This window comes from Desulforamulus aeronauticus DSM 10349 (assembly GCF_900142375.1).
Classification (GTDB): Bacteria; Bacillota; Desulfotomaculia; order Desulfotomaculales; family Desulfotomaculaceae; genus Desulfotomaculum; species Desulfotomaculum aeronauticum.
Genome location: NZ_FRAR01000018.1, coordinates 113,418 through 128,871, shown reverse-complemented (window position 1 = coordinate 128,871; position 15,454 = coordinate 113,418). Strand labels below are relative to the sequence as shown.

16 protein-coding genes and 1 pseudogene are annotated in these 15,454 nt (G+C 42.2%); 10 read left to right on the top strand and 7 right to left on the bottom strand.

Annotated elements, in window-relative coordinates; genetic code table 11:
• The 3 genes and pseudogenes from BUA78_RS12425 to xsc form a co-directional block, all read left to right on the top strand.
• Positions 1 to 415, top strand: a pseudogene (locus BUA78_RS12425) (alanine dehydrogenase); the annotation flags it as partial.
• 78 nt (positions 416 to 493) lie between these two features.
• Positions 494 to 1,876 carry an aminotransferase family protein gene (locus tag BUA78_RS12420; RefSeq protein WP_072914981.1) on the top strand — a complete coding sequence of 461 codons (1,383 nt, stop codon included), beginning with the start codon at positions 494 to 496 and terminating at the stop codon, positions 1,874 to 1,876.
• A gap of 77 nt (positions 1,877 to 1,953) precedes the next feature.
• Positions 1,954 to 3,696 (top strand): sulfoacetaldehyde acetyltransferase, encoded by a 1,743-nt coding sequence (xsc, locus tag BUA78_RS12415; protein WP_072914979.1) that lies wholly within the window; start codon positions 1,954 to 1,956, stop codon positions 3,694 to 3,696.
• 132 nt (positions 3,697 to 3,828) lie between these two features.
• Here the strand turns inward: xsc and BUA78_RS12410 are convergent, their stop codons facing one another.
• Positions 3,829 to 4,215: an ACT domain-containing protein gene (locus BUA78_RS12410; RefSeq protein ID WP_072914977.1), complete on the bottom strand. Its 387-nt coding sequence runs from the start codon at positions 4,213 to 4,215 to the stop codon at positions 3,829 to 3,831.
• Positions 4,216 to 4,398: 183 nt separating this feature from the next.
• Here BUA78_RS12410 and BUA78_RS12405 point away from each other — a divergent pair, with 183 nt between their 5' ends.
• Positions 4,399 to 4,680, top strand: coding sequence for a hypothetical protein (locus BUA78_RS12405; protein WP_072914974.1), 282 nt, complete (start codon positions 4,399 to 4,401; stop codon positions 4,678 to 4,680).
• Between the two features lie 68 nt (positions 4,681 to 4,748).
• Here BUA78_RS12405 and BUA78_RS12400 read toward each other — a convergent pair whose 3' ends face one another.
• From BUA78_RS12400 to BUA78_RS12380, 6 genes are all read right to left on the bottom strand, one after another.
• Positions 4,749 to 5,357, bottom strand: coding sequence for a DUF3298 and DUF4163 domain-containing protein (locus BUA78_RS12400; protein ID WP_072914973.1), 609 nt, complete (start codon positions 5,355 to 5,357; stop codon positions 4,749 to 4,751).
• Between the two features lie 168 nt (positions 5,358 to 5,525).
• On the bottom strand, positions 5,526 to 7,160 hold the full coding sequence (locus tag BUA78_RS12395; protein WP_072914971.1) for a bifunctional diguanylate cyclase/phosphohydrolase: 1,635 nt from the start codon (positions 7,158 to 7,160) through the stop codon (positions 5,526 to 5,528).
• 27 nt (positions 7,161 to 7,187) lie between these two features.
• The gene (locus BUA78_RS19710) at positions 7,188 to 7,691 is read right to left on the bottom strand and encodes a PP2C family protein-serine/threonine phosphatase (protein ID WP_084082409.1); all 504 of its coding nucleotides are present in this window, start codon (positions 7,689 to 7,691) and stop codon (positions 7,188 to 7,190) included.
• The gene (locus BUA78_RS20875) at positions 7,636 to 9,006 is read right to left on the bottom strand and encodes a SpoIIE family protein phosphatase (RefSeq protein WP_084082408.1); all 1,371 of its coding nucleotides are present in this window, start codon (positions 9,004 to 9,006) and stop codon (positions 7,636 to 7,638) included. The genes BUA78_RS19710 and BUA78_RS20875 overlap by 56 nt, the downstream gene beginning before the upstream one ends.
• Before the next feature lie 36 nt (positions 9,007 to 9,042).
• Positions 9,043 to 9,432 carry a DUF1987 domain-containing protein gene (locus tag BUA78_RS12385; protein ID WP_072914970.1) on the bottom strand — a complete coding sequence of 130 codons (390 nt, stop codon included), beginning with the start codon at positions 9,430 to 9,432 and terminating at the stop codon, positions 9,043 to 9,045.
• Positions 9,433 to 9,444: 12 nt separating this feature from the next.
• Positions 9,445 to 9,993 (bottom strand): SiaB family protein kinase, encoded by a 549-nt coding sequence (locus BUA78_RS12380; protein WP_072914967.1) that lies wholly within the window; start codon positions 9,991 to 9,993, stop codon positions 9,445 to 9,447.
• Between the two features lie 228 nt (positions 9,994 to 10,221).
• On the opposite strand from BUA78_RS12380, the gene BUA78_RS12375 reads away from it, so the two are divergent.
• The 6 genes from BUA78_RS12375 (at position 10,222) to feoB (ending at position 15,453) form a co-directional block, all read left to right on the top strand.
• Positions 10,222 to 10,710 (top strand): hypothetical protein, encoded by a 489-nt coding sequence (locus BUA78_RS12375; RefSeq protein ID WP_072914964.1) that lies wholly within the window; start codon positions 10,222 to 10,224, stop codon positions 10,708 to 10,710.
• A 161-nt stretch (positions 10,711 to 10,871) separates the two neighbouring features.
• A complete protein-coding gene (locus tag BUA78_RS12370) occupies positions 10,872 to 12,038 on the top strand; it encodes an HD domain-containing phosphohydrolase (protein WP_072914962.1) in 1,167 nt (388 codons plus the stop codon).
• 68 nt (positions 12,039 to 12,106) lie between these two features.
• Positions 12,107 to 13,039: a methyl-accepting chemotaxis protein gene (locus BUA78_RS12365; RefSeq protein WP_072914959.1), complete on the top strand. Its 933-nt coding sequence runs from the start codon at positions 12,107 to 12,109 to the stop codon at positions 13,037 to 13,039.
• Between the two features lie 28 nt (positions 13,040 to 13,067).
• Positions 13,068 to 13,292, top strand: coding sequence for a FeoA family protein (locus BUA78_RS12360; RefSeq protein ID WP_072914957.1), 225 nt, complete (start codon positions 13,068 to 13,070; stop codon positions 13,290 to 13,292).
• A 22-nt stretch (positions 13,293 to 13,314) separates the two neighbouring features.
• Entirely contained in the window at positions 13,315 to 13,542 is a 228-nt protein-coding gene (locus tag BUA78_RS12355; protein WP_072914956.1) for a FeoA family protein, read from the top strand.
• 15 nt (positions 13,543 to 13,557) lie between these two features.
• Positions 13,558 to 15,453, top strand: a complete 1,896-nt coding sequence (feoB, locus tag BUA78_RS12350) for a ferrous iron transport protein B (protein WP_072914953.1) — start codon at positions 13,558 to 13,560, stop codon at positions 15,451 to 15,453.
• Position 15,454: the final 1 nt, after the last annotated feature.

Here is a 15,454-nt window from a genome sequence, read left to right as displayed (position 1 = left end):
AGTAGGTGCTGTATTAATTCCTGGAGCTAAGGCACCCAAATTAGTAAAAGAAGACATGGTAAAAACAATGAAACCGGGGTCCGTTATTGTAGACGTAGCCATTGACCAAGGCGGCTCGATCGAAACCATTGACCGGGTAACCACACACGACAATCCTTCCTATGAAAAGTACGGTGTAGTTCACTATTCTGTAGCCAATATGCCGGGTGCGGTAGCTCGTACTTCCACCTATGCGTTGACCAATGTGACCCTGCCCTATGCTGTTCAATTAGCCAATAAAGGTTGGGTTCAAGCAGTAAAAGATAATGGTGCCCTGGCTAAAGGGGTCAATGTGGCAGCTGGTAAGTGTACCTATAAAGCCGTAGCTGACGATCTAGGTCTAGAATACACATGTCTCTGCAGTATAATCAGCTAAATCATTTGATTATTTCAAGTATCCTCACTTCGGCTGGACGTAAGCCGGAGTGAGGATTCTAAAAAGGAGGATTTTAACATGGCAAGAGGTTATGAATTATCCGCCGATGAGTTAGTTCAAAAGGACCGGAAAAATATGTGGCACCATCTTACACAACACAAGGTATTCGAAAGTGTTGAGCCTACTATTATCGTAGAAGGAAAAGGTTGCTACATTAAAGACGTACGTGGCAGAGAGTTTTTAGATGGTCTTTCCGGTGGTGTATGGTGCGTTAACGTAGGTTATGGACAAGAATCTATTGCAGAAGCAGTCTATGAACAGCTAAAAATAATGCCCTATTATGCATTGAGTGCAGGTAACCCTCCGGCTATTCAATTAGCTGATAAACTTACCACTTTAATACCGGATGCTTCAAAGGTATTTATTTCCAATAGTGGATCGGAAGCAAACGAAAAAGCTTTTAAGATGTCCCGTCAGTATTTCCGTTTGAAATATCCCGAAAAGGATAAATACAAAATTATTTATCGTCATCGCGATTATCATGGAACCACCATTGGGGCTTTAAGTGCAACAGGACAAGAAGAACGGAGAATGGGCTTTGGTCCCTTAGTGCCTGGTTTTGTTGGAATCCCTGCAGCATATTGCTATCGCTGCCATTTTGGCAAGTCTTATCCAGGCTGCAACATGGAGTGTGCCAGGGCGCTGGAAGACGTTATCCAAAAAGAAGGAGCAGATTCAGTAGCAGCGTTTATTGTTGAACCAATTACGGCCGGTGGTGGTATTCTGGTTCCTCAAAAAGAGTACTTTGATATTGTGCAAGAGATTTGCAAAAAGTATGAAGTTCTGTTAATCATGGACGAAGTGGTGTGTGGTTTTGGTCGAACCGGTAAATGGTTTGGTCATCAGCACTTTAATGTAAGCCCGGATATGACCACTATGGCAAAGGGTATGGCCAGTTCCTATATGCCTATTTCGGCCACTGTTTGCAAACAACACCTGTATGATCAATTCCTAAATGATCCTAAAGATACATTTGCTTATTTCCGGGATATCAGTACCTATGGTGGCAGCGCGGGTGCCTCAGCTGCAGCCCTTGCTAACATTAAGTTAATTGAAGAGCAAAATATGTTAGAAAAAGTTGTTACTATGGGTGGGTACCTCTTTGATCGTCTGGGAGAGTTAGCAGACATGCCCGTAGTTGGTGAAATTCGTGGCAAGGGTCTGTTCGCCGGTATTGAACTAGTTGAAGACAAAAATACAAAGACCCCAGTAAGCGAAGCCTATATGGGTAAGGTTCTGGGTAATGTTGCTTCCCAAGGTGTCCTGGTGGGCAGAACTAATCGCAGTATTCCTGGTTTTAACAACACAGTCACCCTGGCTCCTATGTATATTGTTACTAAAGATGAAATCGATAGAATGGTGGGAGCTATTAAGAAAGCTTTAGAAACTGTAGAATTATAAACTGTATCCAGATAGGATTTCCTATCTAAATAGATTTACCTGGAAATAAATGTAGAAAGTAAATGGAGGTTAGCGAATTGTCTAAAGTAAAAATGACACCGAGTGAAGCCATTGTTGAAACACTATTGCAAGAAGGGGTAAAGCACGTTACCGGTATCGTGGGTTCTGCATTCATGGATATGCTGGATCTGTTCCCCACCGCTGGTATTGAATTCATCCCGGTACGTCATGAGCAGTCTGCCGGTCACATGGAAGATGCCTATACCCGTGTAACAGGTGTTGCCGGTGTATGTGTTGGTCAAAACGGACCTGGTATCACCAACCTGGTAACCTCTGTGGCAGCTGCCAACATGGCCCATACCCCGATGGTAATTATCTCTCCTTCCGCTGGTACCCCCACCATTGGTTGGGATGGCTTCCAAGAGTGCGATCAAGTCTCCGTATTCAAAGCCATTACCAAGGCAACCGTAAGAGTGCCTCATCCCAAAAGAGCCGCTGATTGCCTGAGAACCGCATTCCGTATTGCCTATGCAGAACGTGGTGCCGTACTCTATGATATTCCCCGTGACTACTTCTATGGTGAAGTGGAAGAGCGCGTTTTAGCTCCTCACCAGTACCGTGTAGACGCCCGTGGTTGTGGTTCCCTGGAATCCTTAGACAGAGCCGCAGAAATACTGGCCAACGCCAAGCGTCCGGTTATTGTATCCGGTAGAGGTGTGGTAGATTCTGGTGCTAAAGACATTGTAGCTAAAATTGCAGAGCGTTTAACAGCTCCTGTAGCTATGACCTATTTGCACAATGATGCTTTCTATGCTGATCATCCCCTGTGGGTAGGCCCGATCGGCTACATGGGCTCCAAAGCAGCTATGTACTCCTTACAAGATGCAGATGTAATTCTGGGTATCGGTACTAGACTGTCTGTATTTGGTACTCTGCCTCAATACGACATCAACTACTTCCCAGAAGATGCCAAGATTATTCAAATTGACATTAACCCCAAACACATCGCCCGGACCCACCCCATTGAAGTAGGTATCATTGGCGATGCTAAAGAAGCCAGTTCTGAAATTCTGAAGCGTCTGGAAGTTAAAATTCCTGCTCCCAAGGTAAATGAAGAGCGCATGGCTAAAATTAAAGAACGTCAAGAAGCTTGGGACAAAGAATGTGTTGATCTGGCCATGGTACCCGGTGTTCCTATTAACCCCCGGAGAGCCCTGCTGGAAATCCAAAAAGCTCTGCCCCAGAACGCGATTGTTAGCACCGATATTGGTAACGTATCCTCCACCGCCAACACCTACCTGCGTTTTAGTGGTGAAGGAAAGCATATTGCAGCGTTGACCTTTGGTAATACTGGTTTTGCTTACCCTGCAGCCTTAGGCGCTCAAATTGCCAGACCGGAAGCTCCGGTAGTAGCGATCGTTGGTGATGGAGCTTGGGGTATGAGCTTGCACGAAGTAAGCACAGCCGTAGAACAAAACCTGCCTGTAGTAGCCATTGTCTTTAGAAATGGAGCTTGGTGTGCAGAGAAGAAAAACCAAGTTGACTTCTACAACAACCGTTTTGTAGGAGCAGATATTCCGAACCCCGAGAGCTTTGCACCGGTAGCTATATCAATGGGAGCGCAAGGAGTTCGTGTAGATAAGCCTGAAGAAGTAGGTCCGGCTTTAGAAGCAGCCCTGAAGAGCCGCAAGCCTACCGTACTAGAAATAGTATGTGACGGAACTCAACTGGCACCTCCTTTCAGAAAAGACGCTCTGGCATTACCTACCCGTTATTTGCCCAAGTATGCCCATCTCGATGTGAGAAACTGGAATAAGTAGATTTGTGATACCCAGGCTGAGTCCAACGGGTAGCCACAGCTAACCGCAAAAAGTAACCCGTATCACCTTAAAAGTGGTACGGGTTTACTGTATTTATGGCTGATTTCAGCTGTGGCCATAATGGGTCATTTTTTAAAGAGTTGAGTTAACAGTATGGCCCTGACGAATTAATGAGGTTGCTGCCTTATTTAATTGTTCTGTTTTCACAAGAATATAGTCGGTATCAAAGGTAGAGATGGCGAAGATACTGATGCCTTCATTGGCTAAGAGGGTACTAAGCTCGGAGAGGATACCAATGAGAGAAAAATCCAAGGGACCCCCAACCTTTAGGGCCTGCCAGTCCTTGTTACATTGGATACCTTCTGGGATCAGATGAACTGGACAAACAATAGAAAGTTCATCAACAGTTTTCGATATTGAGAAAAAATTACTTTCCCATAGCCAAGTGGGGATATTTTCACCGGGAGCTAACCTGCAAATACCCAATAGTTGAGGTAAAATAGTTAAGGTGAGTTTCATCCTTGTCAAATCCCTCCAATTACTTACTGAAACTTTCAAAAGCATGTAACCTATTATAAATCATGGTTCAGCTATAAAAAAGCATGAAACTGGCTGAAAGGTAAAGTACCGGTAATCATTGGAGAATTGGGTCTGGTATCAAGCTGGAGTCGACTGTATAATAAAGGGAAGGGGTGATGCTGGATGGAAAATATCCTTAACCAGATACTTGAAAAGCTAGGACAGCTTGAAAGGACAACCCAGGAAGGCTTTACTCGAGTTGATGAACGTTTCAAAGAGCAGGATGAACGCTTTGACAGGATCGCTGTCATGGAGCTACTAGCTGATTCGAAGGAAGTAAAGAAGGACGTAGCGGAAATCAAAAATACTTTGACGTATGTTGTGGCTGACATTGAAATTTTGCAAGAGGACAATCACCAAAATAAAAGGGAAATCAAGCGAATCAAGAAAATAATTGAAGCCTAATGGGCTGTATAATATAAAACTATCGCTTCATATAGAAGTAGATAGTTTTTTTTATTGGTTACAGTTCTTTATGACTTTTCTAATAACCGGGCAATAGGACCGTCCTGCCGAATTAGTTGATCAATTTTTTGATAGGGGATAACAAATTCAGGGGTACCATCAGCATGGATGGTGTATGCCAGTTCCTGAAAATAGATCACCAGAGCATCTTTCGTTAGGTAGAAATCTTGATTATCTGTAATACCTGTAAATTCTTTGATTAAGGTTAGGCCCTGCTCCTGGATTTGCTGGCGGATCATTTTATCAAGAACCATTTTATACCGACTGCCAGGCTTAAATAAATCATGTAGTTCATATACTTTGCCGGTTGCCAAATCAACGGTGATGGATTTTTGGATGTTTAAGCCGTTGGCTGCCTGTTCTCGGATGGTATAGAAGTATAAAACAATGCTTAATAGTCCTTGCTCATTAAGTTTTACTTCATATTTTCCGAAGGTAGAAGTCTGACAGTTGTCCTTCGGAAGAATTTTGTTCACCTGGGCGTTGATAAGTCTATTTATGTCTGCTTGGACGGTTTTGTTTGTTAAACCACTTACCTGGGGATAGGTAATATCTGTACATTGATCAACCAATTTCTCATCGGTAATGATGGCGGTATGATTATTTTTACTTACCATTTCTTAGCACTCCCTTTTGTTGCCCCATAAGAGCAAATACTCCTTCCTATAGATTATAATTTTTCAGATGTATGGTTACACGGGGACATGTTTTCTAAAAAGAAAAGGCAATCATCCACTGGCGGCAGATGATTGCCAAATTGTTGATGATGTACTGCACCTACTTGCTTATTGATCGCCTGAATATAATAGGGTATCTCTCTGCAGGAGAAAGACTTTTGCTAATGCCGGGTCGAACTGCCTGCCGCTTTGTAAGCGTATTTCTTCTAGAGCTTGCTCCTTGCTGAAGGCTCCTTGGAAGACACGATCGTGTGTCATCACATCATAGGTATCAATAATAGCCAACAACCGACTGATAAAGGGGATTTGCTCTCCCTTTAAGCCGCTGGGGTAGCCGTTACCGTCCCAACGTTCGTGCATGGCTAAAATTGCTTCTGCCACAGTGGATTCACCAATGGAAAGTCCCATACGATAGCCAATTTCACTGTGGCTTTTGATGATTTCCCATTCTTTTGCAGTAAGACTGCCGGATTTGCACAAAATTTCTTGGGGTATTGCCAGGTTTCCTACATCATGCAGGGATGCCAGCAACAGCAGATTTCTTATCTCGGTGGAAGTGCTAGAGAAACCAAGTAACTTAGCAAAGTGCGTGGCCAATTTTTTTATACGGTGGATATGGCCGACATTGGCAAAACGGGAGGTTTGCAAGCGATCTTCAACATTAGAAATAATCTGCCGGCGGATTGCTTTGCTTTCTAGCAGTTTCTTTTTATACATCTGACTTTCTGCAATACTAAACACTTCAGAAAAGGATGAAGTGGGATGCTCTAGAGTGGCGTTGCCCAGTGCAATGCTAATCTCAATGGGGTTACGAGATGTTTCCTGACAGGTTTTGGTTATTCTGTCTACCACTTTTTCACATTGTTCGTGATTTGTGTTGGACAATAGGATTAGAAATTCATCACCGCCCCAGCGGGCAATAATATCTGTATCTCGGCAACATTTTTGTAAAACCTTGGCTGTGTTGATAATTAGTTCGTCGCCTTTTTCGTGGCCAAACATGTCATTAATTAATTTAAGTCCATTCATATCTCCCAGGATGATGCTGATGGGTAGCTTGGTCGGGCACATTATTTCGGAGACTATTTTGTCCACGTAGGCCCGGTTAAAAAGTCCCGTTAGACTGTCGTTGTAACTGAGAAATTCAATTTGGGCTTTAGAATGTAAGTGGTCGGTAATATCTGTCAGGATCAATAAAAGTCTTTTTTCATCGTTTTCCGTTGCTTGAATAAACTTGTAGGCCAGTGCAATGCTTTTTTCATTTAAGAGGATCATGTTGGGTAATTGGGCTAGATATTGGCTTTTGGCATCCTGCTCATTGGCCTGAAAAACCGTAGCAAATATTGCTGGAAGCTGCTGTTTAAGATGCGGTTCATTGATACTAAGTAGTTCTATAATGTTGGCATTGACAATCTTTTTGCCAAATATTTGGATGCATTCGGCACTGTACTCACTGTCCACCAACAGATCTTGGCTAAAGGTTAAAAAGCCTTGGTTAATGTTATCTAGTAAATTTTTTATCTCATATTCCCGTTTCTTGAGGGAGCGTCCCTGAGAATCGCTGATGACAAATATTTTTCGGGATAATTTAAGAAGCCGTTCATATTCGTTAAGTAACTCCTGATATTTAGGCAATAAATCATTACCGTCATAGTGGGGATTACTAATGTCTGCCTTACCGGATTGTAGTAAGGCTATTTCTTTTTGAAAGATTTGTTCCAGGTTTTCTTTATTCCCCTGCAATATTGGTTCTTCCTTTCCCGTGATAACCTACCGTAGTTTAAAAGCCATGACTGTAATGTCATCCCTTTGTGTCTCATCACCCATATAATTTAGTAGCTCCCGAAGAAAAACTTTACCCTGATCAGAAAGCTCTTTTTGGTAACTGCCGCTAATAATTTCTATAAAACGCTTTTTACCGAAGGAATAATCTTTGGGACCACCGTTTTGATCCAAAAAGCCATCTGTTGTTAGGTAGAAAAGATCGCCAGGTTGGATTTTACGGGTATTGTTGGTGTAGTGGTAGTCTTTCGCTGTCCGAACATAGCCAATACTTTTCTTATCCCCTTTGATAATATGGATTTCTTCATTGGTTTTGATATAGAGAGAGGACTTTGCTCCGGCAAAAACAAGGGTATCCTCACCATTAAAATAGCACAGACCAATGTCCAGACCATCATCGGTGAGGGCTTCTTTAGTTTCTTGATGGAGGGTTTCCTTAATAAAGACATTTAGTTTTTGCAATCTGAGCGGGATCGTTTTTGGTTTGCTCATCTACGATCTGATTAAGAATTGAAATAGTAACCATTGTCATGAGTGCTCCGGGTACACCGTGTCCGGTGCAATCTCCCACGGCTACCAGCAACTCCTTATCGAATCTTTTACTCCAATAAAAGTCGCCGCCCACCAAATCTCGAGGTTTCCACAACAGAAAATAATCCTTAAATAAGGTATTAAGCTTATCCTGAGAAGGTAAGATGGACTCTTGAATTCGTTTGGCATAATCAATGCTGTCCAGTAACTTTTGATTTTTTTCCCTAAGTTCCAGGGTCCTGTTGGCCACCTGTTCCTCTAATTGTTGGTTCAGCTGCAGGGCTTTTTTATAAGGATTTGCCAGCTTTCGGGATACAAAAATAAAGAAAAGGGTGATAGAAATAAGTGTAATAATAGAAGCTAACAGCGTATTTATTTTTATCGTTTGCAAGAAAGCAACTGTTTCGTTCCGGGGAATTTGAACTAAAAGCGTCCAGTCGGTTGATGCCAAAGGATAACTAATTAAATCCATTAATTGCCCCTGGTTGTTTTTATATTCCAGGGTAGAGGACAATTCTTGATCAATACCAGCTAAAAAAGCTTTCGTAACCTCTTTGGGGAGAAAATCGATGACATTCTTACCGTTATAGGATAGATCGTCTGAGAGATAAATGTTACCTTTTTGATCAATTAACCAAAGGTCACTATTCTCACCATATTTAAAGGTTTCAAAATGCTGGGAAATATCTTCTAAACTTAAGCCTACGCCGGTTACGGCCAGGGGATGGTTGACATCACCCATCAGGGCGTTGACAAAGACGAAGGTATTCTTTCTCTCTTCATTATAATCAATGACCATGGTTACTTTCTGCTTGGCAGCTAAAACATCATAAAACCACTGGTCATCAGGGTCGCTAGGTGACATGGTATCGATCAACTGCCCGTTTTCGTCCCAGTAGTGACCAGTAAGCGCACTAACCACAAAGGAATTGCTGTAACCCATGCCGTTAGTTAGCTGAGAAATTCTTTGCATAACATTTCTTTGAACTCTCTGATCGTTTTCCCTACTGGCCACCCACTGCATACTTTCCGGATCTTGTGCGAGCACGAGAGCGGTTTCTTTGGCCCTTAAAATACGACTGTCAATTTTAGAAGAGATGGCGTCGGCAATCGTTGCCAAATCTTTGTTCTTGAGTTTATAGACGACCTCTTTTTCTGTAATGACGTAAGAGATGAGACCTACTAATAGAATGGAAAAAATGATAATGATACTGGCGAAAAATGTCACCTTTTTTACTTCGGAATCCGGTTCCAGAGAATATTTATTTAATTCCATGCATCTACCTCATTTTATTATTCCTGTTCCTGGCTTTTATTTATTTTCTCGGCTGGTGATGTTAAAGGGAAAAGTTAAGTCCTCTTTAAATTCCTCGGCACACTCCAATTCACTTTCGTTATCTTCGTTGTAATACCAGTTTAGGGTGAGCTTTTTCCCAGACGCATAAGCCTTATCCAACTTTTCCAGTAACATCATGATACATTTAGAACTACTGGTATTAATGTAGGGAAGGTTAAAATCAATTTGCACCAGAACTTCTGCGGTTAATTTTTCTAAATATTCATCAACCCACTGGAAAATTGGCTCGTAAAATTTAAAGGCATTTTCCGGGTATGACTGACCTTGTAAAAACAAGTTATTTTTTTCTGCATCTAAAATGACCGTTGGTGTACTTTTGGAACCCTCGATGTGTAATTTATTCATGTCGATATCCCCCTATATAATGGCCTTTAAGGTAAAAAAGGAGAATTGTTGATCAATCCTGCTTACTGTGTACAGCAGGGGTTTGCTAGCCTTGCGAGCTATGTCTATCAGGCCAACACCCGCCCCTAGGCTACCTGGAAGAAGTTCTTGTTTAAGTTGCTCTTTGTAGCGTTTTTTCAGGGAGATTTTGTCTAAGGGAATCAATTCTTCAATATGCGCAGTTAGTTTTTCGGCATCGCTATTTTCGATAATGTTACCGGAACTGATGTAATTTCCACCCTCGCATTTACCAATAGTAACAATACATGAGTTTGCAATTCTTTCGTAGGAAGTTAAAAACTTTTTACTTTCACAATAATTCTTAATGTTTTGGGTTTGTTCCACAAAAATAGAAAAGACATTAAAGATATCATTTTTTGGATGTTCTTCTGATTCTAGGTATTTCTTTACTGCTTCCCCCAATTCTTCGATAATTGCCTGGGAGAACCGTCCCGAAAAACTGATAAGAATACCATTCTGGCTTAGGTAGTTTTGTAATTCTAATAGTCCAGTGTGAGCCAAGTGTATTCCCTCCCGTGTGTAATAATTTAGGTCTAACCTGGTAAAATTGAAACAAATTTAATTATATGTATATTTTCGTACCAATCTGCGTTTTCCTTTCTGGTTTTAAAATTTTGTTGAATAGACAAGGGTAATGGCCTTTCCATAAAAATAAAATTGCTTGCACTTCTTCTGCCAACCGCTTACTATAAAAAGTAAAATCTTTTATTACCTAGTAGGAGAGAGTAAATGTTTTGTCAACTGGATCAAGTGAAGGATGTATTAGATATCGCCGAAGTGGTGAGGCGTGCTTTGTTACAGGAACAACCGGAGAATTCAAGTTTAGCTGGGAGCGAGCGAAAGGCTTGCTCGCTAATCTTTGGCTTACTTTTGCTCCGGGACTATGATGTGTTTATTCAAGAAGGAGTCATAACAATTAAGGGAAATGAGCACAGGCACCAATGGTTGGAGGTCTACCTGGAAGGTGAGTTTTTTGTGCTGGATGTAACTCTTAGCCAATGGACCGAACAGTACGAGGCAGAGATTCCGGAAGTGGTATTTCTCCTCAAAGAAGACGCTATAGAAGAGTATGGCTATGGCTCCAGTGAAGATTATGAATGGCAGCGGGACGCGGCCGGCAAGAGCCTGTGGAACAAGGTGCTAAAAGCATTACAGATAAATCAGACCGTTGATGAAGTGTTAGCGGAAATTTCTAAGGGGTCGGAACCTTTTAATTAGGAAAGGGTTCTGCCCCCTTTTTATTCACCTTTAAGTAAGTAGAATAACAAACTGTTTTGAAAATGGATACTTGACAATGAGAAGGATTATCATTATCATGTAATTAGCAGCATATATTTTGGAAGTACATAACATTCTTAAAACAAAGAGGGTGCCCAATAATGTCCTTGTCAGGAGGGGTTTTTGCGGCAAATACAAAAAGTGATTCCAGTCTAAGTAAAGCTGAATTGGAGAAAAATCTGGAGCAAACGCAGTTTATTAATGAGGTACTAGTTTCTCTAATTAAAAATACTGACATGGATAGCACACTGGCCGCCATTTTGGATTTGGCTATCAAGATTACCAATAGTGAGGCGGGAGGGGTTTTACTAACAGATCAATCTTCCCACGCAACACAAATCATGCTGGTACGAGGGGAGTTAACTGCAGAACAACTGCAGAGAATTCTTAATAAAGCTAGATTCATCCAAAAACCGGTGGTGGCCAGAGAAATTATTTGTTTGCCCCATAGCTCACAGGGCCTTCGGGAAATGTGCAAGGTAGATCCTGCTTTACGCTCCTTTATTTCGGTTCCCATGATGGTAGAAAGAAAAACCATTGGCATACTTGTACTGATGCATCGTCACGCAAAGAGGGAGGACCACCGGGGTCATTACTCACCCCAGGATATCGCCACAATTTCAATCTTTGCCAGCCAGGCGGCCTTAGTATTGCATAATACCCTCTTGAAGTTGGAGAATGCTAAAAAAGAAGTATATTTAGAAACCATTGCCGCGTTGGTGACAGCCATTGATGCAAAAGACAAGTACACCCGCAACCATTCTAAAAACGTTGCGCGAGTGGCGGTCACTCTAGCCCAAGGTCTTAAACTAAACGCCCGGGAAATTCAGACCATTGAGTACGGTGCGTTACTACATGATATAGGGAAAATCGGCATTGCTGAAGAAATTTTAAATAAAGAAGGTACTTTAGGCTATGAAGAATATGAAAAAATGAAAAGCCACCCTGTGATCGGGGTAAAAATATTACAGCCGGTAGGATTTTTACAAAGCACCAGTGACATCATACACTATCACCACGAAAGGATTGACGGTAGGGGGTATCCCAGTGGACTGAAGAATGAAGACATCCCCTTTGAGGCTCGTCTGGTTGCCATTGCCGATGCTTGGGATGCCATGATCTCAGATCGTTCTTACCGGAAGGGGATGTCCGCAGAACAGGCCCTTTATGAATTGCAAAAACATGCAGGGAGTCAATTTGATGCTTATATGGTAAAGACTTTTGTATCGATGTTTAAGATAGACAGAGCTTCACTCCTGTCCGGTTGAATAAAAAAGGGTATTATTTAACTAGTTATTGATAATGAATATCGTTATTAGTTAAGAGGTGTAACCAAGTGCCATTCTTTAAGATTCCCTTTATGGGAAAGTCCGAAAGTAAAAAAGATAGAAACGCTACTGAAGCGTTGTTATTAAAAAAGGCCGTTGAATTGGAAGTTTTAGTTCGGGAGTTGGCTGAATTAAACAATAGTTTGGTGGACTCTGGGGGAGAAGTTCATGATATCGTCTCGGAAGCCACCGAAACAGCCCTGTGTAGTCAAGGGATGGTAGAAGAACTTAGTAAACATGTAACGGAAGTTATGAAACAAGTGGGGGAAACGGTCTCATCGTTAAAAGATGCTAAGATGTTTGCCGAACAGGGGGCTGGGAAATTACAGACAGCTCACAAGGAAATGGAAGTGATTCAAGAAGGTTTTTTAGAATCCATTAAAATGACGTCCATCCTGCAAGTGGATATTAAAACTTTGGGGGAAATGCTGCAAGCCATTAAATCCATTGCTGACCAAACTAAATTATTAGCCTTTAATGCATCCATAGAAGCGGCCAGAGCGGGAGAGGCCGGACGTGGTTTTTCGGTAGTAGCTCAGGAAGTTAGTAATTTGGCTGTCAAAAGTAAGGAAACGGTTGATTACGTAAATGCCAGCCTCGAACAGATAAGAGTTAACGCAACCATGGTTGTGCAGGGGATGTCAGAGGGAGCTAAAGGAGTTCAAAGTGGAATGCAGATAATTACTGATGTTAATGATCTCTGTCAAATCATTGTGGAGCAAGTAGGCAATAGCGTAGGAGCTGTGGAGATGGCTTATGGAAGTGCCGAAGCGTTGGACCTGGGGATGGGGGGAGTACAGTGTATGACGGAGGAAGTAAAGCAAGTAATTGTCAAATGCTCTGATATTAGTAAGCAAAACGCGGGTGTTTTAACGGAACAAGCAAACTTTGTACAGCAATTGTCCAATACGTTAGCCGGATTGCAAGAGCAAGCAGGCTAGTGGTTATAAAAGATTGGAGGAGATATTTATGACGAAGCCATTAAATGCTGTTAAACAAGGAAGGGTTGTTACCATTCAGGATATTGAAGGGTGTTGCAATCGCAAACGCCATTTAGAAGAGATGGGCTTTATTCCCGGCACTCCTTTGGAGGTTTGCCGTTGCTGTTGCCAAGGCCCCCTGGTTGTGGCTATTCGTGGTGGAAAAGTTATGCTTGGACAAGAAATGGCCCGGCATATCATGGTCAGGTCATAATTGAAAGGGGGGGTTGGGGAAAATGATCACTCTAAAGGATGTTAAACCGGGTCAGACAGTTCTTGTGGATAGTGTTAAAGTAACAGGTCAGGCCAGGGGACGTTTTATGGCCATGGGAATTATGAAAGGAACAAAGTTAAAGGTTATTAAGGTAGCGCCCATGGGTGATCCCATAGAGGTGCTGGTGAAATCATATAATTTATCTTTTCGTAAGGCTGAAGCAGAACAGATCATTGTAATTTTGCAATAAGGAGGGATTGGTCAAATGTCGGCGATTAATGTGGCTTTAGCTGGTAATCCCAATACAGGTAAGTCAACCATTTTTAATGCCTTAACCGGAGCTCGTCAACACATTGGTAACTGGCCTGGGGTTACTGTAGATAAAAAAGTTGGTCAACTTATTAAGGGTAATAAGCAAGTAAATATTGTCGATCTACCGGGCACATACAGTCTTAGTGCGTATTCCCTGGAAGAAAGAATTGTTAAAGACTACTTGGTAGATGAAAAGCCTGATTTGGTGGTTAACGTGGTGGATGCCTCCAATATAGAGCGTAATTTGTATCTAACGGTTCAATTATTGGAATTGGGTGTACCTACCTTGATTACCCTAAACATGATGGATGAAGCGAAGAGTAAAGGGTATGAATTTGACATAGAGGTTCTCAGCCAGCAATTAGGAACACCGGTTATTTCTTCGGTGGCCACCAGTAAAGATGGGTTACAGCAACTAATTAATTCCTTAGATTCTTCTACAGTGAAGCAATCCAAGGAAGTGGGCAGTCCATTATTAGCGGAACACATTAAGCAGGTAGCGGCTCTTAGAAAATCGGGAAAAGACAGTGAGTTAGTTGAAGAAGAAATTATTGAGTCCCGCTATCTCTTCATTAACAATGTTTTGGAAAAGGCTTTAGTAGCTAAAGAAGGCGTTCAGTCATGGAACGATAAATTGGATAATTTTGTGACTAACCGTATATTAGGTCTGCCTATTTTCATTGCCATCATGTATTTGCTATTTCAGGCAACTTTTGCTTGGGTTGGTCAGCCAATTTCGGACCTGCTAGATGAGTTTGTATCCACGAATCTGACAGATTGGGCCAGTGGGGCTCTGATCGCTATAGGAGCTGCTGATTGGCTGCAATCCCTGGTGATTGACGGCATCATTGCTGGGGTTGGCAGTGTAGTGGTCTTTGTACCTTTAATTTTCACCTTGTTTTTCCTGATTAGTTTCCTGGATGGAACAGGTTACATGGCTAGGGTAGCCTTTATTATGGACCGAGCCATGAATAGAATTGGTTTGTCGGGTAAAGCTTTTCTGCCGATGTTGATTGGCTTTGGTTGCACTGTGCCAGCTATTATGGGAGCCAGAGCCCTTGATACGGAAAGGGATCGCAGGATTGCTGTACTAATCGCCCCCTTTATGTCCTGTGGTGCCAGACTACCTGTGTATGCGTTGTTTGCCGCCTTATTTTTCCCAGGGAGGGAAAGTGTGGTTGTTCTTTCTCTCTACTTACTAGGGATTGCTATGGCAATTTTGATGGGTCTGGTATTTAAGAGTACTTACTTTAAAGGGGAAGCGGAACCCTTTTTAATGGAGTTACCGCCCTACCGTATACCGACCATGAAAACGGTTTTGCTGCAGACTTGGGAAAAAGGAAAGGCCTTCTTAATTAAGGCTGGTACTATTATTTTCAGTATGTCGGTGCTTATCTGGTTGCTCAGCAGCTATAACTTTTCAGGTCCGGCGGAAATGCAGGATAGTTTGTTGGCTGCCATTGGTGGCGTCATTGCTCCGCTTTTTGCCTTCCATGGCTTTGGTTCATGGCAGAGCGGTGTGGCGGTATTAACTGGGATATTAGCCAAGGAGGCTGTGGTATCTACTCTGGGTGTACTTTATGGTGTTGCTGAAGTGGCAGAGGAAGCGGTAGCAGCAGCCACTCAAATGAAAGCTTCCATTGGTGCAACCTTCACCAGCCTTTCAGCCTACGCCTTTATGGTTTTCACCTTGTTGTACACGCCTTGTATGGCTGTGCTTGGTACCATCAAAAAAGAACTGGGTTCCTGGAAATGGACTTTATTTGCAGCCGCGTATACCTTTGCCTTAGCCTGGATTGTGTCACTTTTGATTTACCAAGGTGGTTTATTATTGGGATTTGGCGGTTAAC